The sequence below is a fragment of the Sphingobacterium nematocida genome, from assembly GCF_900168125.1.
Classification (GTDB): Bacteria; Bacteroidota; Bacteroidia; order Sphingobacteriales; family Sphingobacteriaceae; genus Sphingobacterium; species Sphingobacterium nematocida.
The window spans coordinates 118,210-139,477 of record NZ_FUZF01000004.1; the positions used below are offsets into that span (position 1 = coordinate 118,210).

At 40.2% G+C, this 21,268-nt stretch carries 15 protein-coding genes; 7 read left to right on the forward strand and 8 right to left on the reverse strand.

Features of this window, described 5'->3' with window-relative positions:
• The first annotated feature begins 57 nt into the window (after nt 1-57).
• The 3 genes from B5X76_RS06980 to B5X76_RS06990 are packed head-to-tail and all read left to right on the forward strand — an operon-like array spanning nt 58 to nt 6,257.
• A complete protein-coding gene (locus B5X76_RS06980) occupies nt 58-3,630 on the forward strand; it encodes a TonB-dependent receptor (RefSeq protein WP_217699629.1) in 3,573 nt (1,190 codons plus the stop codon).
• 15 nt (nt 3,631-3,645) lie between these two features.
• Complete coding sequence (locus B5X76_RS06985; RefSeq protein ID WP_079642395.1) at nt 3,646-5,412, forward strand: RagB/SusD family nutrient uptake outer membrane protein; 1,767 nt, start codon at nt 3,646-3,648, stop codon at nt 5,410-5,412.
• Nucleotides 5,409-6,257: an endonuclease/exonuclease/phosphatase family protein gene (locus B5X76_RS06990; RefSeq protein ID WP_079642396.1), complete on the forward strand. Its 849-nt coding sequence runs from the start codon at nt 5,409-5,411 to the stop codon at nt 6,255-6,257. Before B5X76_RS06985 ends, B5X76_RS06990 begins: the two co-directional genes overlap by 4 nt.
• A gap of 91 nt (nt 6,258-6,348) precedes the next feature.
• Here the strand turns inward: B5X76_RS06990 and B5X76_RS06995 are convergent, their stop codons facing one another.
• The 6 genes from B5X76_RS06995 to B5X76_RS07020 form a co-directional block, all read right to left on the reverse strand.
• Nucleotides 6,349-7,656, reverse strand: a complete 1,308-nt coding sequence (locus tag B5X76_RS06995) for a DUF2931 family protein (protein WP_079642397.1) — start codon at nt 7,654-7,656, stop codon at nt 6,349-6,351.
• Between the two features lie 284 nt (nt 7,657-7,940).
• Entirely contained in the window at nt 7,941-8,336 is a 396-nt protein-coding gene (locus tag B5X76_RS07000; protein WP_079642398.1) for a VOC family protein, read from the reverse strand.
• Between the two features lie 134 nt (nt 8,337-8,470).
• Nucleotides 8,471-9,745 carry an ATP-binding protein gene (locus B5X76_RS07005; RefSeq protein ID WP_079642399.1) on the reverse strand — a complete coding sequence of 425 codons (1,275 nt, stop codon included), beginning with the start codon at nt 9,743-9,745 and terminating at the stop codon, nt 8,471-8,473.
• Between the two features lie 114 nt (nt 9,746-9,859).
• Nucleotides 9,860-10,291, reverse strand: coding sequence for a DoxX family membrane protein (locus B5X76_RS07010; RefSeq protein ID WP_079642400.1), 432 nt, complete (start codon nt 10,289-10,291; stop codon nt 9,860-9,862).
• A 3-nt stretch (nt 10,292-10,294) separates the two neighbouring features.
• Complete coding sequence (locus B5X76_RS07015; protein WP_079642401.1) at nt 10,295-11,536, reverse strand: hypothetical protein; 1,242 nt, start codon at nt 11,534-11,536, stop codon at nt 10,295-10,297.
• Between the two features lie 11 nt (nt 11,537-11,547).
• Nucleotides 11,548-13,734, reverse strand: coding sequence for a TonB-dependent receptor plug domain-containing protein (locus B5X76_RS07020; RefSeq protein WP_079642402.1), 2,187 nt, complete (start codon nt 13,732-13,734; stop codon nt 11,548-11,550).
• A 113-nt stretch (nt 13,735-13,847) separates the two neighbouring features.
• Between B5X76_RS07020 and B5X76_RS07025 the strand changes: the two genes are divergently transcribed.
• The 3 genes from B5X76_RS07025 to B5X76_RS07035 all read left to right on the forward strand — a co-directional run bounded on the left by B5X76_RS07025 (nt 13,848) and on the right by B5X76_RS07035 (nt 16,554).
• Nucleotides 13,848-14,831, forward strand: a complete 984-nt coding sequence (locus tag B5X76_RS07025) for a helix-turn-helix transcriptional regulator (protein WP_079642403.1) — start codon at nt 13,848-13,850, stop codon at nt 14,829-14,831.
• Between the two features lie 273 nt (nt 14,832-15,104).
• Entirely contained in the window at nt 15,105-15,674 is a 570-nt protein-coding gene (locus B5X76_RS07030) for a dihydrofolate reductase family protein (RefSeq protein WP_079642404.1), read from the forward strand.
• 499 nt (nt 15,675-16,173) lie between these two features.
• Nucleotides 16,174-16,554, forward strand: a complete 381-nt coding sequence (locus tag B5X76_RS07035; RefSeq protein ID WP_079642405.1) for a hypothetical protein — start codon at nt 16,174-16,176, stop codon at nt 16,552-16,554.
• Between the two features lie 728 nt (nt 16,555-17,282).
• Here the strand turns inward: B5X76_RS07035 and msrB are convergent.
• Nucleotides 17,283-18,380: a peptide-methionine (R)-S-oxide reductase MsrB gene (msrB, locus tag B5X76_RS22490; RefSeq protein WP_079642406.1), complete on the reverse strand. Its 1,098-nt coding sequence runs from the start codon at nt 18,378-18,380 to the stop codon at nt 17,283-17,285.
• Between the two features lie 209 nt (nt 18,381-18,589).
• On the reverse strand, nt 18,590-19,771 hold the full coding sequence (locus tag B5X76_RS07045) for a trans-sulfuration enzyme family protein (protein WP_079642407.1): 1,182 nt from the start codon (nt 19,769-19,771) through the stop codon (nt 18,590-18,592).
• A gap of 346 nt (nt 19,772-20,117) precedes the next feature.
• Between B5X76_RS07045 and B5X76_RS07050 the strand changes: the two genes are divergently transcribed.
• Complete coding sequence (locus B5X76_RS07050; protein ID WP_079642408.1) at nt 20,118-21,173, forward strand: NAD(P)-dependent alcohol dehydrogenase; 1,056 nt, start codon at nt 20,118-20,120, stop codon at nt 21,171-21,173.
• Nucleotides 21,174-21,268: the final 95 nt, after the last annotated feature.

Genomic DNA, 21,268 nt, shown 5'->3' on the forward strand with positions numbered 1-21,268 from the left:
ATTTAGTCCTATAAAAAGACTACCGATTGAAAGATTAACGAATAAAAAATCAACCAGATGCAAATTAACAAAAAAAATCTGGTAGGATGTCCTGTTGTTGTACAGGAACATACTGCCAAAATCCCAATAGCTATGAAATTGTCTTTGGCAATACCGCTTTTATTGGCTGCAAGTCTGCAAGTTAAAGCGTTTACTTTTGGACAACGTATTACATTGAATAAGAAAAACGTCAAATTAGAGTCTGTTTTGAAAGATTTACAAAAGCAGACCGGTTATAATATTTTCTATTCGCAGTCCTTGTTGTCAAATAAGAAAAGGATAGACGTATATTACAGTAATGAGCCTTTAGAGAAAGTTTTAAAAAACGTGTTGTCGGTTCATCAATTGGGCTATCAAATCGTCGACAGAGACATCATATTGACACGCACGATAGCAACAGTCGAGCCGATGGTGGAATCATCGTCGATTGTCGCTTTGCAGCAGAAGATCTATTCTGGAATTGTAACTGATAGCAAAGGGCAACCGATAGAAAACGTCACAATAGTGGAAAAAGGTAAATCTAACCGTACGCTTACCAAAGCCAATGGCGAGTTTGAGATCAAAAGCGCTGCCGCAGATCCTACCTTTCAGTTTTCAATCTTGGGCTTTCAAAGCAAAGAGATTAAGCTTCGTGCGGGAGCGATCACCCAGGTGGCTATGCAAGAGTCTATATACGATATGGATGAAGTGGTAGTTGTTGGGTACGGCCAACAGAAGAAGGTAAATCTTACTGGTGCCGTGGACCAAGTAACATCCGAAGTTTTTGAGAATAGACCCATTACCAATGTAGCGCAAGGCTTGGTAGGTGTTGTGCCTAATTTAAATATCCAGATGCTTGATGGTAAGCCCAATCAGTCACCAGGTTTCAACGTACGCGGGACCACCTCCATCGGTCAAAAAGGAGATGCGTTAGTACTTATAGATGGCGTAGAGGGCGATCCGATGATGCTCAACCCCAATGATATTGAAACTATATCTGTTCTCAAGGATGCGGCATCGGCTTCCATTTATGGAGCTCGCGCTGCTTTTGGGGTAGTACTAATTACCACCAAGTCAGCTAAAGAAGGTAAGACCTCCATCACCTATAGTACCAATCTTTCTATCAAATCACCAACCACCGTTCCAGACAATATTACCGAATCTTATCCTTGGGCCAAAGGTTTTAATGATGCTTGGTCTCGCTGGAATGATAGCGGTACCACACCAACAGCAATCAATAAAACCTTACCATTTTCACAGGCCTACCTAGCTGAGATCAAGCGTCGATGGGAAGATCCCACATTGCCCCGCATTGATGTCAATCCAACGACAGGAGAGTACATGTATTTCTACAGCACAGATTGGTATAAGGAGTTATATAAGGATAATTTTATAGCGCAGGATCATAATATTTCCTTGTCTGGTGGTAATGATAAAGCGGTGTTTTATCTGAGTGGACGCTATAATGGTCAAGATGGCCTGTTTCGGTACAGCGAAGATAAGTATGATATGTACAATCTACGTGCGAAGGGCTCTATACAATTGACCGATTGGCTACAAGTAGATAATAATACGGAGTATTCCAAGATGCAATATTTTCAACCGATCAACGTCGGTGAAGGTAGTGGAGTATGGCGCAATATTGCCGACGAAGGACACCCATTGGCACCTTTACTCAATCCAGATGGAAGCCTTTCTTTTTCATCAGCCTATACCGTAGGAGATCACTATATGGGTAAAAATGGGATAAATTCTGATCATCGTTTTCTCAAAAATAGGACTGGGGCTGTTGCTAGTTTTTTTGATAAATCATTGAATTTTAGGACTGATTTTACCTTTCAAAGTACTGATATTGGTTCGCAGCAAAATAGAGTTCAGGTACCTTATAGCCGCTACGAAGGAGTGATAGGCTATACCGGTACGAATACGAACGATCTACAGGAGAGACGTAGGACTACTGAATATATGGCTACCAATATCTATGCAGACTATAAGACTTCTTTGGCAAATAGTCATAATCTATCGCTGTTGGTGGGCTACAACTATGAGCAGTCGAAATATAAAAACCTTACCGCCCAACGCAATGGTATAGTGTATGCCGATGCCAGTGATATCAACCTTGCCTTGGGACAGAGTATTGTTACTACTGGAGGCTATAAGAAATGGGCTATAGCTGGGGGATTCTTTAGGGTCAATTATGACTTCAAAGAACGTTATCTCTTGGAAATAAACGGCCGCTATGATGGTTCTTCCAAATTTCCGTCTAATCAGCAATGGGCATTTTTTCCGTCTGCATCAGCGGGCTGGCGCATTTCGGAAGAGGGTTTCTGGAAAGTAGATCAGAAATACATATCCAATCTGAAGCTGAGGGCCTCGTACGGTAGACTAGGTAACGGAAATATCGACCCCTACACATTTATGGAAAATTTTAGAGTGACGCAGTCGGGGAGAGTTATAAATGGAGTGCGACCGCAAAAGACCGAGCAGCCCAATGTGGTGCCAGGTGGTTTGACCTGGGAAAAATCGGCAACTAGTAATATCGGTCTTGAATTCGGTTCCTTCAGCAATCGCTTACAGTTTACTATGGACTATTACAAGCGAGCTACTACCGATATGTTTACAGTAGGTCCCACCTTGCCTGCTATATTTGGGACAGAGGTTCCAAAAGGTAACTATGCCGATTTGGAGACGCGGGGGTGGGAGCTCAGTGTTGCCTGGAAAGATCAGTTCGAAATGAAGAATGAGCCTTTTAAGTATGATGTACGCGTAGTATTATCTGATTATCAAGCTGAGATTACGAAGTATAACAATGCTGATATGCGCTTGAGTGATTATTACGTAGGACAAAAACTAGGTGAGATTTGGGGATATCAGGTCGAAGGTTTGTTCCGGTCGGAAGAAGAAATTAAAAATTCGCCATCTCAATCAAATATTCCGAATACCAATACCCGTAAAAACTATCCGGGCGATCTCAAATTCAAAGATCTTGATGGTGATGGAGTGATCTATCAAGGGTTGAATGAAGCAGATAATTCGGGGGATAAGACCGTTATCGGTAATTCGACGAGTAGATACTCTTTTGGTGTCAATCTGGGTGGCGAGTGGAATGGCATATTTGTTTCGGCGTTTTTTCAGGGAGTCTTAAAACAAGATTGGTATCCAGCTCCAGAGTCTCGTTTTTGGGGACAATATAATCGTCCATACAATTCATACCCGAAATGGCACGAAGCCAATATGTTTAGAGAAGAATTGGGTAATTATGATGCGTATTTGCCGCGCTTGGTCGGTTATATCGCCCAAGGGTCAGGTCGCGCATTGAATACACCGAATGACAGGTTTCTACAGAATGCGGCGTACATCCGTCTACGCAATCTGCAGGTCGGATACAATCTTCCACAAAAAGTAGCAGCCAAAATAAAAGCATCTAATCTAAAACTATACATGTCGGCGGAAAATATCTGGACCTGGTCACCTATGTACAAATGGACGAGAGATACTGATGTGACTAATATTTATGGCTCAGATAGAGATCTTAGTGCTGGAAACAGTGGCGATGGATATAACTATCCAATGCTGAAAGCTATGTCTTTTGGTCTGATGGTCGGATTTTAATCAATAATAGAAAACATGAAAACACTTAATTATATTTTCGTTGTATTTGCACTGTTTACGATGGTATCATGCGATCTGGAAGAGATGCCCGTAGATACAGCGACAAATCAGGCGATATTTGAATCCGTGGGTGGATTGGAACTGTATTCCAATTCTTTTTATGACATCCTTCCCAATACCGATGTCGGCGTGTTACAGCGCGATGATCTTTCTGATCTTGTTGCGCGTAATGGGGTGGATGACTTTCTGGCTCCAAATGCGTTGAGCCCGATTACTAGCGGCGGCTGGGAATGGAAAGATCTTAGGAATATCAATTATTTTATTGAAAATGCGGGTAAAAGTTCGGTGGTTAACAAGAACCACTTTGTAGGCGTAGCTCGTTTTTTTAGAGCATTGTTCTATTTCGAGAAGGTCAAGCGATTTGGTGACGTACCTTGGGTAGACCAAACCATCGCGATTGATAACGATGCAGTACTCTATGCCAAACGGGATGATCGATTTGTAGTGATGGAAAAAGTGTTGGCAGATCTAGATTATGCGATTGAGCATATCGAATTAGCTACCGATGCTTCAGCAACACGCATTACCAAAAATGTAGCTCGTGCCTACAAAACACGCATCTGTCTGTACGAAGCCTCTTTTCGTAAATACCATATCGATTACAATAAGCAGTCTACAGCACAGCAATGGTACCGTGAAGTGGTCAAAGAAGCCAACGCGATCACTGGATTTGTCTTACATAGATCATCTGATATAGAAAAATCTTATCGGGAGCTTTTTATTGCCAAAACCCCTTTTGTTGACGAGACTCTACTTGCTGTCGTACTCAATGCTAATTTGCAGGTGTTCAGTTCTGCCAATAGAAGATTTATCAGTCCTACTTATGGTAATAGACCTAGTCTCACCCGCGATTTTGTGAAGATGTATCTGAATGCGGATGGTTCGCGCTTTACCGACGATCCTAGTTACAAAACGAAACCTTTTGTCGACGAAGTCAAAAGTCGGGATTTAAGATTAAAGCAGACTATACGTTCTGGTAATTATGCACGTACGGAAAATGGGGTGCCTGTTGTTTCTGCTCCCAATTTTACACAGACTTATACCGGTTATCAGCCCATCAAGTGGTGTTACGATGAACGGTTTCCGTATGATGATGAGAGTCGCAATGATAATGCACACATCATCATGCGATGGGGAGAGATCCTGCTCAATAAAGCAGAGGCTTTAGCCGAACTAGGTGAGTTGACACCGACCGAGTGGAATAATACGATAGCGGCACTTAGAGAGCGTGCCGGTATACCGACAGCAGCGGCAAGACAACTACCTACAGTAGCTGATCCCTATTTGTTAAACTACTATAAGGGACGATTTACAGACCCGGTGCTATTAGAGGTTGTCCGGGAACGAGCGGTAGAGATGATTTTTGAAGGATTGCGCACAGATGATCTGATCCGTTGGAAATTAGGAGAGCTGTTTCAGACATCTGCCATGAATGGAATATACGTGCCTGGACTGGGTGAACATGATCTTAATGGTGACGGCAAGAAAGATGTATATTTTTATCAGGGACAGAAACCGACTTCAAGTACGGCAGGTATCGCATTTGTTAATGTCAGCCCTTCTAGTGCGGTGGGACAACTGCAATTATCTAATGGTACTTCAGGAGAGGTGTTATGGAATCCGGGTGAGCGTAAATGGGAAGATAGAAAGTATCTATATCCTATCCCACAAAATGCAAAAGATAGAAACAATAATTTAGGACAAAATAAAGGTTGGGAATGAAAAAAATAATTATAACATGCCTATTTATAATCGGCATCGCTGTTGGAACTAGAGCACAACATAAAAATGAAAATACGTATCAGGTAGCTACATTCAATATCCGTATGGATACTGAAAAGGATGGTCTCGATGCTTGGCCTAATCGTAAAGACATGGTCAATGGATTGCTACGCTACCATGAATTAGATATTATCGGCACACAAGAGGGGTTTAGACATCAACTCGATGATATAGGACGTATTGATTACCTCAAGTATGTTGGTGTGGGACGAGACGATGGCCAGCAAGGAGGTGAGCATTCGGCAATATTTTATAACGTTCACAAATTTTCAGTCTTGGACAAAGGTGATTTTTGGTACAGTGAGACTCCGGATAAACCGGGCAAAGGTTGGGATGCGGTCTGTTGCAACAGGATTTGCTCTTGGGTTAAGTTGAAGGATAAAAAAAATGGAAAGCAGTTCTTTGTTTTTAGTTCTCACTTCGACCATCAGGGAGTAAAGGCAAGAGCGGAATCCGCCAAATTAATGGTCAAGAAGATCGCTGAGATTTCCAAAGGAGCCCCGGTTATTGCGCTGGGCGATTTCAATGCGACGCCTGATAGCGAGCCGATTGTTACGATCAAGCATAGTCTCAAAGATGCCTTTGATATCACCCAAATTGCACCATATGGTCCAGTTGGTACTACCAATGCATTCAAATGGGATGCTCCTATGAAGCAACGTATTGATTATATTTTTGTAAACAATGGTGTTCAGGTGTTGAAATACGCATCATTGGTGGATGCGTTGCATATGCGTTTTCCTTCGGATCATCTTCCTGTTGTGGCGAAGCTGAAGATAGATTAGGGACGAAGTAATCACATTCTTTTATTGACCGTCTAAGTTCTCCGATTGTATTCGTACAATGTTGTTAATACTTAGACGGTTTTTTTATGTTTTATTTTGCGTAAATCTCTACAGCTTTCATGTTTTCCAGAGAAAGACTTTTGCCCTTAGCTTGTAGGGTGACACTTGTTTGCTTCAGATCGGAACTGATACTTACTCTTAAAATAAGTGACTCATTAGGATCATAAGCCAGCAATTTGAAAGTATTGTAAAGTTCTTGTTCATCAAATTCCAGATAAGCGTTATACTTCTTCCCGTCTTTAAAGAAAGTTAGAAGGAGATATTCAGGTAATGGGCGTTGTTCGAGCGTTTGTTGGATAATCGCTTCATTGAACAGTTGGTACCTTTCGCCGTTGAAGAATCCGAATTTCAAGCCCATTTTGGTTTGACCAAAATCAGTAATCTCTACCTTCCAATTGAATTTAGAACGGTATTTACCGGTCCATATGCCAAATGGGATAGGGGAGTTGTGATTTACTATTCTTCTAAATTGTCTATTGTCTTCGCAGCTACAGGTGTCGTTCAGGACCTCTTTACGTACATCTTCCCGTACGACGTCGTAGTCCTTTAGTGTAGTTCGGTTTATTTCTTCGGCTTTAAAGACAGCTATTTCTCGAGTATCATTAAAACTTGATATCCACAATACTACATCTCCGCCCGGGGCGATACCAGCGATCAGTTCATCATACTTTCCTTGTATTGTTTCTTCCAGTGTTCCATTGATGTCATGTCTAAAGCCTTTTTTGAAAAAGTTAGAGAGCATTGCTTTATCCACGGCTGTATTTAAAGCATAATACTTGTCTTCTAGAAAAGAATACCAGTAGAGGTTTAGGCTATCAGGCAGTACAATGTCGCCATCGTCTGATGATTTAAATGTAGATTGACCTACTCCCCATTGGTTTGAATATACCTTTCCTGTTTCCAGTAAGGTGACAGGGTTTCGGTCTCCTTTTACCGAGATCGCAAATCGACTTTCGGAAAGTAGTTGTATCGGGTAGCCTTCGGGTGTCGCGATCCCCTGTTGGTAGTTGTATTTCTCTGTTTTGGCGTATGCCATTTCGTTACTGTATCTTGCCCTTTCTTCACCGGAGGTGCCCCATAAGGCGAAAATACAGATGAGAATCAAGAGAGCCGATGTGATTTTAAGTGCCTTTCGGTTTCTTTTAAAAAGGAACGAAACCAAAAACAGTATGACAAAATGTATGGGTATGGCCGAAAGAATTAGCACAATAACAAATAGCTCCTGAGGTACATATGAGCTATTGTGTATAATTTGAAACTGCAGAAAGAACAAGTATATCAGAATGTCAACTATTCCAATAGCCACAGAAAGAAGAAATATTTTGAGATAGTATTTCATATAGGGTCAAAAGCAAGTTAAGTCTAGGAAGTAAAAGTAGTTTTCTTTTTATAAAACAACTAGAGATAATGGCAATTATTGTAATCTAGTATGCTGCTACTTTTTGGAATATCTTTAAAAATAATGCGCTCTATCCCGATGGTCCTAAGTGAGCCTGTTTTATTTTGAAGTTGTTGTTGAGTAGGGGCTTGAATTTATTTTCGGTGGATCTATTTACTATTTAGTAAGAGAATCCGCCCGGGATATCTAAACGGATGGATTGTTTGGTTTTGTCTCTGTCATTATCACATATGCAGCACATTGAACGTATGACCATCAGGATCTGCAAAAACAAAACCGTAATAGTGTTCTCCAAATTCCTGTGGTCTTGATAGAATTCTTCCTCCGGCCAGTTCAATTGTGTCGGCCCATCTATCTACTTCATCTTTGCTATCGGCCGAGAGTGTAAACATTACTTCAATAGCACTTTCAGCATCAGTAATTTTAATCTTCATGTTGCTCTCAAGTACATCTTTTAGAAAGAAGTTTATTACAAAATCATCTTTTCCTACCACGAAGCTTGTGAGATCATTTGTAGTAGCGTGTCTGCCATTTGGCCTAAATCCTATTGCGTTGTAAAACTTGGTTGTTGTTTCTAAATTATTTACTGCGAGATTTGCCCATATTTTCGTTGGATTCATGTATAGATTTTTATGTAAAAATAAGGATTAGAAGAAGATACTTCCTTTTCCCATGACAAGAAAAGTATTTCTATATTTTGCTGTAAACATAGATGATTTTAATATTCTAGACTTCGTATAATGTAAGACCTTGTCTATTGTCTTCCCAACAATTCCTTTATCCGTTCCCTTTCCTTATCCGATAACGGGATGGCCTGTTCTATGATTGGGAGGATTTCCAGCTTTCGGTCCGTTTGGAGCAATAGGTCTAAAAATCCGAGATATGTACGTATCAGATCTGCTTTAATGCTTACAAATGCACGTGGATCAGCGATGTAAAGCTCCTCTACCAGTTGCAGCAATGTGGATTTTCTTTTTTTGTCCTTTTCTGAGGTGTCGTATCTGGGGAGGAGATCCTTTTGAGCTAATTCTTGCATTTTGATAGTCACGGCTTGCTCACGGACATATTTTTTTTGTTTACGGTCCAACAGATCGCGGAGCTCCGTCATCAGTCTACGATATACCACTTGATGTTCCTTTTCGCTGAATAGATTGCCTTCATTGGATAATACGATTTCCGACTGTTCAAAATGGTTGAAAAAAGCAGATTCTACATACACTGAATGATGGAATTCTATTGCATTATTATTAAAACTACTCAGTACTTTGGCTACTTCCATTTTTTGACTGTTGAGGAAATAGTAATAGTAGCGGTCTCCAATCGGCTGCTTCCATCGTATATAGTTGACTTTAAATATAAACGAGTTCTCTTCTGGACTGTATATTGTAAATGATGTTGTATCTGTCTCTTGGATCAGTTGATCGTAAGCTATGACTTTTCCATTTATTTTGATGGTATAATCGAGATCTTTGTTTAGATGTAGGAACCAACCAAATTCCTGAGCTAGAAAATCTGTAAATTCCTCCGATTCCAACATTGCGGCATTTAAGCCAAATATACCCTCCAATACGACAGTCGTACCCGTAGACGCTGCATTTGATCGTTGAGGTTCTGAACTTTCATACTCCTCTTTTGATGCCCTGTCTATTACCAATCTGTATGTTATTACTTCATTATCCACCGCTACCACGGTGTGCCAGATAGCACGTGTTGCAAATAGCGAAAACGAAAACCGTCCTTTGCCTTTCTTTCCTCGGGTATAGGAGCTACGTTTGGGCGCTGTTTTTTTGAGTGAATCCAAAAAATTACCAAATGAATGGGGCAGTAGGTCAGGAACGATGCCTTCGCCGTTGTCCATGATACGGATACGTTCTATATAGCCGAGTTCATTGCTGGATATATCTATAGCTACAGAGGTGGCTTTCGCATCAAATCCATTCCAGATATACTCGGCAATAACCTGTTTGGGATCCTTTGGTAATCCCGCCGATTCTATACTTGCATTTGTTATTTTGGTACTGTTCTTCATTATGGATCAAGATTTCGTATTTCAAACCTACATAAATTCGCTCATTTATTTAGAAAACGCGTTCCAATTTTGAAAGGAACGCGTTTAGATGTTTTAAAAGAAAAGCACCAGAGATTAAATCCAGTATTTTTGTGGTTTGAAGAAGACTTTACTTAACTCCTTCCAATGCTCTATCAGCAAGTATATATTTAGTGCTAGTATAATCAGGTCAAAATAGAGAAAATCCATAGCCTGACTAATGTAGACATGACTGAAAAACATACCTAATGAGATAGGAACTAAAAATACAGCGCCAAAGAGCGATGTTCTCCTAAATAGTAGGAGCAAGCCACCTATAAGCTGCGCAGCGCCAATCACCCAGATAAATCCGGTGCGTTCCCATATCAGATAAAAATCAAGAAAATCGCCTTCAAGACCAAAGTCTATATACTCTTGCGGATCGATTTTGCTTGTCAGCTTCTCATATCCATGTGGTATATATACATAAGCTAAGAATGCCCTGAAGATATAGCTGACATAGGTTTTGATTTTCTTTAAAATATCCATATGCTATTTGTTGTTTATGATGTTGAAACCCATTAAACGTCCGCTACCTTTGAGACGGAATGTCTCCTTAGTCTCGCCGCTCTTTGGATTAAATTGATAAGCTCCTGCAAAATTTTCCTGCGAATTGTTTGTGATAAAATAAATATGTTCTTTATGAAAAAATGGGTTTTGGTAGGAATAAAAATTGTCGGGAAGCATATCTAAGCGGGTAGCTTTTTTTGTAGCGACATCAATCTCATTCCAATACCAAATATCTTTTCTATATCCTACACCATGTTGCCCACCACCATAGTAGGAAGTTGGTCTACTTGAGATTGTCGTATATATTTTGTTATTGTGGGCAAATATTCTGTTAAAATCGGAAGGATACTGATAGTCCGATATTTTGATCTCAAAGTTTTGGTCAAATTTTGTTTCCCCTTTTTTGATACGGAGTATTTTAGATTCCGGTTTCTGCGATTTCATATCGCCGATCGCGATCATATACAGGTCCTTGGTTATTTCATCGATACTCCATAACACATGATCGGCAAATAATCCCAAGTGAGTGGCGTTAGGGTAGGATGTTACGGCGTCTATTTTATTGCTTGCTAGATCGTAAACCACAATTTCAGCTTTTTGTTCTTTTGGAGTAATCTGCCAAGCCGAAGTGCGTTGTCCATGCTGTATGTCTACAAATAGCTTATTGTCTCTTTTTGCTAGTATCAGTTGGCCGGCAGCTTCGTAGGGACTTCCGTCAGACAGAGCAGAGAGATCAATTTCGCCCGTACGTTGCATAGTGCCGGGATTGAACTTCTGTATCTTTAATCCACCAGCAGATAAATCCCAGTAGTATCCCTCCGAATCATTGACTACCAAGAAATTGGTCTCATAGGTATTGTTTGGAGTTGCAATAAAGCCATTGTTAGAGAATTTTCCTGCTTCTAGCTTATATTTTGAAATACCTATATCTGTGGCAGCAGGGCCATCCTTCTTGTATAGTATGTTATCAACTATACGTCCTCCTGCCGAGTATCCTAGCTGGTAAAAAGGGACTGTTGATAGATTGATCTCCCGTGCCTTGTTGTCGCCTAGCGCATAGATTCCACCCGACCATTTTTCATTACCATTAAATATTACCCATGTCTCATCCTTCGGGAGATTATTGTTTATGGGAGCGATAGGCGTATCGTCCTTTTTGCAGGAAAATAACAGACATGTCGTCAATAGCGCCATGGCGGTCCGTTTAAAAGTAGTCTTTCTCATGATATAAATTGTTAAAAAATTTGATAAGCGATTTTTAGATGAAATGATCTTCCCGGCTTTTGTACATTAAAGTTGTCGTAAAGCCGGGTATTTCCGATATTTTGACACTCGACAGCTGTATTTATCTTATGATTGGCAAATTGGTAGTGTACCCCGATATCCTGTGCCCATTGCCCCAGTCGTGCATCGTTAGGTATAATTAGATCTGACTCGACCTGATCGGGATTTCCAAAGATTGTCGGTTCTTGACTTTTTGGGATATCTGTGAGGTAGAATCGGTGTACATAGTTGAGATTCCATCGTACGCTCAGTCTGTCTGTCGATTTCATGATGTTACGCACTTGTCCGTTTGCAAATAAGTTTCCAAATAGGAATGGAATATTTGCCACACGCGACCCTTGGTAGATTTTGAATTCATCTTTTTCATTGATACGACGAATATCCTGATATGTAGCATTACCGCCAAAATCTAGACGCTTATTGATGTTGTAATTTGCCTCTATTTCGATACCTTTGATTTCTACCTGATGAAAGTTAATATAGCGACTGTAAGGAATGTCGGGTTGTAGAAATATAGCCTGTTGCACATTCCGGTAAAATAGGCCCGCGGTCACACTTCCGTTGTTCTTCGGCTGACCAAAGCTGTAGTGGGAATTGATGTTTATGTTATGGCTTTTCTCAGGTTTTAGATCTAGATTTTCTTTGATTAGGATAGCGTCACCAAATACTTCTAATTCATCAGGGAGACGTGTCGCATATTCATAAGACAACTTTAATAAATAGTCATTTTTATTCCATCGAAGGCCAGCTAGATAGCCCAATCTATTGGAGGATTGATTTGATTGCCAGGCAAAATTAAACTTATCTGTCGTGAATCCTGATGTTTCGCTACGATAGTGTTTTAGCGCGAAAATACTCTCCATCTGTCTATCAAGCCAAAGTGATCTGGCTCCCAGAGCCACTATGTTTTTTTTATAGATAGCTGGAATACGCAGTACGTCAAGCTGATGTACTGGAGAAACTGCTCCTAATGGGTCGCTACCTTCTCTTCGTTGTGTATAGTACAATTCGCTGAGTTCGATATGATGTTTGTTGTTGATCTTATAGGTTCCGTTTATCCGCATCGATATCAAGTCGTAATGAAGACGTTGATCACTCCCTCCTTTATTTATTTCCCCACTCACTTGATCGTTGAGAATAATATTACCATCCCAATCATATCGAACACGGGCTGTATCTATAAAACGAGTGTTAAAGCGGCTATAATTAAAAGTAGAGTGCATCGCAAGCTTGGTATCAAAGAATTCTTTTTTATAGGATACCACTGTCCCGTAGTTCTGTTCTATGCCTTTGGCTTTGCCAAACACCTTTCCCATTTCACCATCATTTTGAATCTCTTTAGCAAAGTCCGAGAGTATGAACGATAGTCTGATGTCATCGGCCCATCTTTTGTTCCGTAGACCCGTAAATACTTCGGTATAGTATGATCTGGTAGCATCATGAAAGCGCTTTATATTTTTAAAGTATTTTTGACCGGTTTTCGCTTCTACAAAAGGAGCGTTTATTGTATAATTATTGTCCGAGTAATTGAAGCTACTGTTCGATCCCAGATATACAGAAGGATCGGAACGGCCTACTAGAAATAAATTAACGGTTGATCTATGCGTATTAAAAGAAGCTGCCTCATGTGCTACCTCCACAAAGGTAGATGTGGGATTGCGGGTCACTAAATTAATAGCACCCCCTAGTGCATCCGACGACAGATATACTGGTGTCGCCCCTTTGTACACTTCGATTCGTTCGAGCATATTGGTGGGGATAGTGCCGATGTTGAAGCCATGTCCATAAAGCTCAATAGGGATACCGTCCTTAAAAATCCGGATGGCCTTTCCTTGTAATCCACCTAGATTTACCTGTACCGGTGAGCCTACATTGCCATCGCTTCTGGTTTTGATACCTGTACTCTTATTGAGAAGATTGCCAATATCGCCTGCCTTATCGTACATTCCCTTCATATTGATTATTTGTACCGCAAAAGGCGAAGTCTCTAATTTTTCCTGTATAGATTGAGCTGCTACGACCACCTCTTCTAATTGTTTGAGTGTATCCTTTTGTACAATGGAATTTTCGAAACATAGTCCTCCTTGGCAAGGGTAGTATATTCCTATAAATAAGCAAAGAAAGAGACAATGCGACATATTTTTTATTTAGATTAGTTTTAAATAATGTATTTTTGTGCAAATCTATTTGCCGCAGCGATAATCTCTGTTACGAATTTGGATGAAAGATTTATTATAAAGGGTTTTTAATTATGTGCTATAGGATTGATGCTTCCGATTTTTTGGAAAAGATGAATTATAACAAGAGTATCGCTGCCGGCACCATCCCGAACCCAAGGAAAGTGGGGGAGGGCATACCCGGAGATATCGCTATATATGAGGAGACGATTAGAAACGATCTTCATATTTTTACTGCCAATTATCATTTTCAAGACAATCTGGTTTTGGATTGTCCTGAAGAGAATCCTTTTTTAGAGCTCCACCTTAACCTTTCCAAATCATCAATCTATTACAAAAACTCGTTTAATATTTCACACGAGGTGGCACCTATGACCGGTAATTTGGTATATATCACACCTACGGATGCGGTGGCAGAGATCCAATTTAAAAAAGGAATAACGTATCAGACGTTTGATATTCATCTTCCATTGGCGATACTGACTCCTTATTCCGGTCAAAACAGATTGTTGGATGCATTTTTAACAAAGATAGACCAGGGGCGAAGTGCTGGCCTCACAGACAATAATATCAAAGTTAATTCCCGGATATGGTTCGCCGCACAGGAAATCCGTAGCTGTACCTATGAGGGGCTGATGCGCAATATATACATCGAATCGAAGGTGCTCGAAATCCTAGCTTTGTGTTTTGAAGATGAAAATACCGATCATATACGCCTGTCAACAAGAGATGTCGATTGTATTCATGTTGCGGCAAGTATTATACGTGATCGTGTAAACAATCCAATTACGATCAGAGAACTCGCAAGAGAAATAGGTATCAATCAGACTAAGCTGAAAATAGGTTTTAAAAGCGTCTTTGGTACCACTGTTTTTGGGTATCTGCAGGAATTGAGGATGAATAATGCTAAACAGTATATTCAAGAAACAGAGCTGTCTATCGAAGAGATAAGCCAACAGTGTGGTTATATCAATATATCAAATTTCAGTACGGCTTTTAAAAAGCACTTTGGATTATCCCCTAGTAGCTTACGGAGGTCTGGTATTAAGGTGTTATAAAAACATTCTTTATTATATTTTTCAATCCCCAGACGTACTCGGGGATCATAGAAAAATATCCCTTTGCGAAACCCTATCAGCGAATTTGTGTTTTTTAGATGCGATGACTTTTGGCTAACGTACTCACTTTCTTGCCTTATGAGAAATATTATTAGAATATCTATTTATAGACTTGTAAAAGAATAGATCTTTAGAATAAGGTGATGCTCATGAATGATGAACCCTATAATAGCAATCCTTTTGCCAGTTGGGCAGATATAAACTTAGAAAAATATGAGGAAAGTAATAGCAGCAATGAATATGACGGTCGATGGATTTTGTGATCATACCTCGGGAATTCCTGACGAGGAAATACATCAGCATTATGCAGATCTGTTGCGAAGTGCAGGTGTCGCTTTATACGGTAGAATAAGTTATCAGCTTATGGAAATTTGGAAGACAGTGCTTTCAAATCCAACTGGCGATAAGGCTATGGACGATTTTGCGCTTGCCATAGACAGTACCCCTAAGCTTGTTTTTTCGCATACGCTGAAACAGATTGATTGGGAAACCGCAAAATTAGCTACGCAAGATCTACAGAAAGAGGTTTTACAACTCCGAAGACAATCTGGCAAGGACATTTTTGTGTGTAGCCCGAGTTTGATTGTAGCGTTGACGGGACTTAATCTGATAGACGAATATCAACTTTGTATTCATCCTGTTATTGCAGGTGGCGGATTGCCATTATTTAAGAATATTAGCGAGAAAATTAACCTCAAACTGATAAAGACCAAAACATTTAGTGCAGGTGCAGTTATACTGTATTATGAGCCTGTCAATGAAAAAAGGAGTGATCCATATTGAAGTATTTCTGTCTCTATGGAGTTGTAGGCTGGAGGTGGTCTCTTTGTAAGATTATGCTTCTTTGATTGGAAATATATAGCGTCATTTGTTGTTTTTTTTTTTTATATATTTTAAATACTTTGATTATAAGTTGTTTAGTTTTTGTTGTATGATGCTATTGTTTAGTTTTGGATTTCACAATCCGAATACAACTTACACACAATAGCCAGGAAATCCTTAGTTAAGATACTTCTATCCTACAGCGGGTAGTAGCTCTCTAGTAGCTCTTTGGTACCTCTCTAGTACCTCTCTAGTACCTTTCCGGTACCTTTTCAGTACCTTTCCCGTAGCTTTACAGTACCTTTTGGGTAGGTTATTAGTAAGTTACGTTAACCATAAACAATTAATCATTAACAATTATTCTGTCCCTTCCTGCCTCATTATGTCATATCCTGCCATTTTGGACAGGCTGTTGTCGTTGCCTTTGCACTTTTGATCTGTCAACAAAAAAATAATTATCATGGCAAAACAAAAAAGTTTTATCAAAATGCAAGGCAAGGTGGGAGACCTTTCATTCAGTAAGAGCAGAACGCGTCGCTACGAGGTGCGTACACCTGGTGGAGCGGACAAGCAACGGATCATGACCGATCCCAATTTTCAACGGACACGGGAGAATATGGCTGAGTTTGGTTCGGCAGCGGCGGTAGCCAAGCTGATCCATACACAGCTCACCAATCTGCTGTTGTGCCTTGGTGATACTATGTTGAGCAACCGTTCTACCTTTCTTGTGCTCCGTTTCCGTAACAATGATACGCGTCTTAGAAACGAACAATACGGCAACATTAACAACAATATCGTTGTTGTTTTAATACGTAAAGAAAATCTATACAATATTTTTTAAGTTTCTTTTTGTTAGGTTTTTAACTGTTTTATTATAATCTTTTAGTTTAATATTGGGAGTCCGAGAATCTATAAAAATAGAGGTAAGGGTTTTTGTCGTTCCTGTAGATTTTAAAAGTATCGGCGCTAGTTTTGTTTTATAGTAAAGTGTTAACTGGCTTATTGTTAGTGTATTAAAACAGAGGTAGAGGGGGCAAGAGTCTGATGTGTAAAGAACTGAGAAGCCCACAGAGCACGGTTGGAGACTCGGTCGAGTTAATTTCATCACCTTTTGTTTTCCAAATTAAATTCTGTATGTTCCATTTGTGTTTTTATAAGCTTTTATTATCAGGTTGTTATAGTGTTTTATATTAATTAATTCTTTGTGTAGTGTGTAGGCTTGATTACTGCGTATTGCAATAATCGATTGAAACGAAAAGCCGCCGAAAAGGCGCGTGTATAGAACAGATTGGAGAGGTGAGGAATTGGGCGTGCTTCTTTTTTTGTTATGATTAGTTTTCTCCAGATTAGATAGGGGGAAGTTGCTTATATCAAGGGAAAGGCTTCGGAGCAAAACATCGGGGATTGGAAACGATGGACGACAAAATTGGGATAGAGAAAATAGCAGTGGTTAAAAGATGTCTACGGAGAAGGGAGATTGGATCTGCTATCGGTAATGCTTAATACATAGGAGATAACATGAGTCGAGTAATTCTTCTAATCGACTCATGTTAGAAATATAAGGATATACTACTTCTTGTCCAGTAGTTGTATGTATTTTTCGTAACCTGCTTCCTTCATTTTTTCTTTAGGAATAAACTTAAGCGAAGCACTGTTTATGCAGTAGCGAAGACCTCCTTTATCTACGGGACCGTCTTCAAATACATGGCCAAGGTGAGCGTCTCCGGTCTTGCTTCGTACTTCGATGCGGCGCATTCCGTGAGAGTTGTCGGAGATCTCTTCAATCAGATTTTCACTGATTGGCTTGGAGAAAGCTGGCCATCCGCAGCCGGCATCAAATTTATCGGTAGAGATAAACAAAGGTTCTCCTGTCGTAATATCTACGTAAATGCCTTCTCGAAACTCTTGGTCGTATTCATTGCTAAAAGGACGCTCGGTGGCATTATGCTGCGTTACCTCATACTGAAGTGGTGTGAGTGTTTTTTTTAAGGTCTCTTTGTCTGCCTTTTTATAAGTTGCAGCTGGGGCCGGGTTAGCCTTTCGAGCTATTTCAAAGAGACTGGGACCGATATGGCAGTATCCGCCTGGGTTTTTGTCTAAATATTTTTGGTGATACGTCTCTGCGTCGTAGTAGTTATACAATGGTTCTACCTCTACGACAATCTCGGCATGGTATTGCTTCTTTAGCTCCGATAGACGCTCCTCGATAACAGGTATATCTGCAGTGTTGGTATAGTATATTCCGGTACGGTACTGTGTACCTACATCATTTCCTTGTTTGTTGAGCGTGGTAGGGTCGATGGTTTTAAAGAAAAGATCGATTAAGAGTTTGAGATCGATGACTGCTGGGTCATAGTTTACCTTTACGGTCTCAGCAAACCCCGTATTACCAGTGCAGACCTCCGTATAAGATGGGTTTTCGGTATCACCATTGGCGTAGCCCACCTCAGTTGATGTAACGCCCCGTACCTGTTTAAAAAAATGCTCAGTACCCCAAAAACAGCCGCCTGCAAAATATATGATCCGATTGTGTGGGTTTGTAGTATCTGTCGTGTCCATAGTATGTTGTTTTGTCGATTTCAAATCTGATGTTTTCTGCGAAAAGCCGATCTGGCTAAGTAAAAATATGCCTATAGCGAGCGCAGTAAGTGCTAATATCTGCTTCATTTTTTATTTCTCTTTCCATAAGAGCATAATTGATCTTACGCTATTTGATCTACAAAGATAATGCCTTGCTAGCTGTTATTTGCTAAAAAAGCTTTATGAATGATCATTGTGTGCTCTTTTTACAATAGGAAGACGAATATGGTCTGAGCATCACGAGGTGAGCCCGAAAAGGAACAAATTATCTAGATTAAATTTTAAAAAGGGTTGCTTTAAGCTTCAAATGCCTGTCTAAAGTCGCCAATGAGATCATCTATATGTTCTATTCCTACAGAGATACGGAGCATACCACGGTTTATTCCCGCTGTTTTTTTCTGTTGATTGGAATGATGGCTACCCCACATGCTCGCTGGGTGTACGATAAGAGATTCTACGCCACCAAGACTTGCTGCATTTGCAAACACTTTTAGATTTTTGAGAATATTTTGTGCGCGATTATATTGTTCGTCTTCGGTAGAGCCTGCAACTTCGATGCATAGCATGCCAGTAAAGCCCTTCATTTGTCTACGTGCGAGTTCGTGCTGTGGATGGGTGGGAAGTCCGGTGTAGATGACGGATTTTATGTGGTTGTTTTGGGACAGCCATTTGGCAAGCTGTAGTGCGTTTTCATTGATCTGGTGTACGCGCAGGGCTAAGGTCTTTAGTCCACGAAGGAGTAACCAGGAGTCAAATGGGCTAAGGCTGGCTCCCAATACTAACGATCGTCGCCAGACTTTATGAATATAATCCTTAGTACCACATACAGCACCTGCCGTCAAATCGGAATGTCCGCCTAGATATTTGGTTGCACTATGTACGATGACATCTATGCCAAATTCGGCAGGCACTTGATTGATGGGTGATGCAAAGGTATTGTCTACCATGGTCGTAATACCCTTTTCATGGCCTAGTCGACCGATGAAGGCAAGGTCGGTGATGTCTAGATTTGGATTGGATGGTGTTTCAATATAGATTAGTCGTGTATTGGTGCGGATTGCCTCGCTAAAAGATATATTATCTGTCTGGTCTATCTGTGTGATATCTACATCGTAATCTTTTAGAAACTCTTTTAGAAATAGGGAAGCACCGGAATAATGGGATTGCTGTGCAATAATATGGTCACCCGATTTGACTACGGCTAATATAGCGGTGCTGATCGCGGCCATTCCGGTAGCTAGTACTAGCGCATCTTCTGTTTTCTCAAGTGAAGCTAATATGGCGGCAACCTGACTGTTGGTAGGATTGCCATGACGATGGTAAAATTCGGGATGTTTCGTTTCGGTTGCTGCTATAACGTATTCATCTAGATTGTCACTAGCTAGATAGGTGGAGGTTTGAAATATAGGAGTCACTACGGCACTGGTTTGGTTATATTCTTTGCCGATATGTATACTGTTTGTTTCTAATCTTGACATGGTGGATCCGATTTTATAATTCTAATGTACGAATAATCTATTAATCTAGTGTAGATTAAGAAGCATTTATTACATGTGCTGATTTAATCCTTTTTATTAGCTTTTTTTGTTCGTATTATTTTGTACCGTATGGTTTGAATAATTTGGGTTATGAAAAGCTAGGCATACTATGTAATTAGTTATATTTCCTCTATAAAAGAATCTAAATGGATGAGGAGAGCTACAAAATTCGCTTTTATATTACGACGCAATCATATTGCGTGTAAGGTCGAATTTGTGTAGGTTTGTGTAGGTAAGACGCTAGCGAACATAGCGTAAAAGGTGTTTAATTTTTAATCAGAAAGTGATGATAAAATCAAAAGGTTATGCCGCTAAGGATAGTAATTCGAAACTGGAGTATTGGGAGTTCGAAAGAAGAGAGCTTGGTGCCAACGATGTGTTGATAGATATCTTGTATAGTGGGATCTGTCACTCGGATATCCATCAGGTGCGCGATGAGTGGGGAGGTACGCAGTATCCGATTGTCCCGGGCCATGAGATTGTAGGACGTATAAGTTCTGTAGGGACTGCTGTGACTAAATTCAAAAAAGGTGATCTTGCTGGAGTAGGTTGTATGGTGGCATCTTGTGGGCAGTGTGAAAACTGTAAGTCGGACCAGCAGCAGTTCTGCTTGGAAAAGAAAACGGTATGGACATATAACAGTAAAGATGTTATGCATGATCATACTTTTACATTTGGAGGTTATAGCAGTAATATTGTGGTAGATGCTGATTTTGTGCTGCATATACCACCATCTTTAGATATTAAGAAAGTTGCTCCTCTACTTTGCGCGGGAATCACGACATATTCGCCGTTAAAAAGGTGGAATGTGAAAGAAGGCCATCGTGTAGGTGTATTGGGATTAGGCGGATTAGGGCATATGGCTGTCAAAATCGCAGTAGCTATGGGAGCTGAAGTGACTATGATTAGTCATTCGCCTCGTAAAAAAGCTGATGCTACGCTGCTCGGGGCACAGCACTTCTTAAATACGAATGACCCTGAAGATATAACAGGGTTTTTAGGCTATTTTGATTTTATTATTGATACGGTGTCTGTGCCGCACGATTATAATATTTATCTGAATTTGCTGAAAACTCGAGGGGTGCATATTTGTGTAGGTATCCCTGCTTCTCCTATGGAGATTGACGGTCGTTCTATCATGGGGGGAAATAAAATATTAACAGCGTCGAGTATAGGAGGGATACAAGAGACGCAAGATATGCTTAACTTTTGTGCCCAACATAATATTCTTCCTGAGACGGAAATGATTGACATCGAGTATGTAAATGAAGCTTATCAACGCGTGTTGGATAGTGATGTGAAATATAGATTTGTTATTGATATGACCTCAATAGATGGATAAGTACCATTGATAACCACTGGGGTTGATTATCCGTTATATAATGATAACGCGTTCCGAATGAATTCGGAACGCGTTTTTTTTTTTTGCCTTTTAGC

Bases quoted from the DNA above. Each gene is read 5' to 3' on its own strand.
- B5X76_RS06980 (WP_217699629.1), top strand. From the start codon at position 58: ATGCAAATTAACAAAAAAAATCTGGTAGGATGTCCTGTTGTTGTACAG.
- B5X76_RS06985 (WP_079642395.1), top strand. From the start codon at position 3,646: ATGAAAACACTTAATTATATTTTCGTTGTATTTGCACTGTTTACGATG.
- B5X76_RS06990 (WP_079642396.1), top strand. From the start codon at position 5,409: ATGAAAAAAATAATTATAACATGCCTATTTATAATCGGCATCGCTGTT.
- B5X76_RS06995 (WP_079642397.1), bottom strand. From the start codon at position 7,656: ATGAAATACTATCTCAAAATATTTCTTCTTTCTGTGGCTATTGGAATA.
- B5X76_RS07000 (WP_079642398.1), bottom strand. From the start codon at position 8,336: ATGAATCCAACGAAAATATGGGCAAATCTCGCAGTAAATAATTTAGAA.
- B5X76_RS07005 (WP_079642399.1), bottom strand. From the start codon at position 9,745: ATGAAGAACAGTACCAAAATAACAAATGCAAGTATAGAATCGGCGGGA.
- B5X76_RS07010 (WP_079642400.1), bottom strand. From the start codon at position 10,291: ATGGATATTTTAAAGAAAATCAAAACCTATGTCAGCTATATCTTCAGG.
- B5X76_RS07015 (WP_079642401.1), bottom strand. From the start codon at position 11,536: ATGAGAAAGACTACTTTTAAACGGACCGCCATGGCGCTATTGACGACA.
- B5X76_RS07020 (WP_079642402.1), bottom strand. From the start codon at position 13,734: ATGTCGCATTGTCTCTTTCTTTGCTTATTTATAGGAATATACTACCCT.
- B5X76_RS07025 (WP_079642403.1), top strand. From the start codon at position 13,848: ATGTGCTATAGGATTGATGCTTCCGATTTTTTGGAAAAGATGAATTAT.
- B5X76_RS07030 (WP_079642404.1), top strand. From the start codon at position 15,105: ATGAGGAAAGTAATAGCAGCAATGAATATGACGGTCGATGGATTTTGT.
- B5X76_RS07035 (WP_079642405.1), top strand. From the start codon at position 16,174: ATGGCAAAACAAAAAAGTTTTATCAAAATGCAAGGCAAGGTGGGAGAC.
- msrB (WP_079642406.1), bottom strand. From the start codon at position 18,380: ATGAAGCAGATATTAGCACTTACTGCGCTCGCTATAGGCATATTTTTA.
- B5X76_RS07045 (WP_079642407.1), bottom strand. From the start codon at position 19,771: ATGTCAAGATTAGAAACAAACAGTATACATATCGGCAAAGAATATAAC.
- B5X76_RS07050 (WP_079642408.1), top strand. From the start codon at position 20,118: ATGATAAAATCAAAAGGTTATGCCGCTAAGGATAGTAATTCGAAACTG.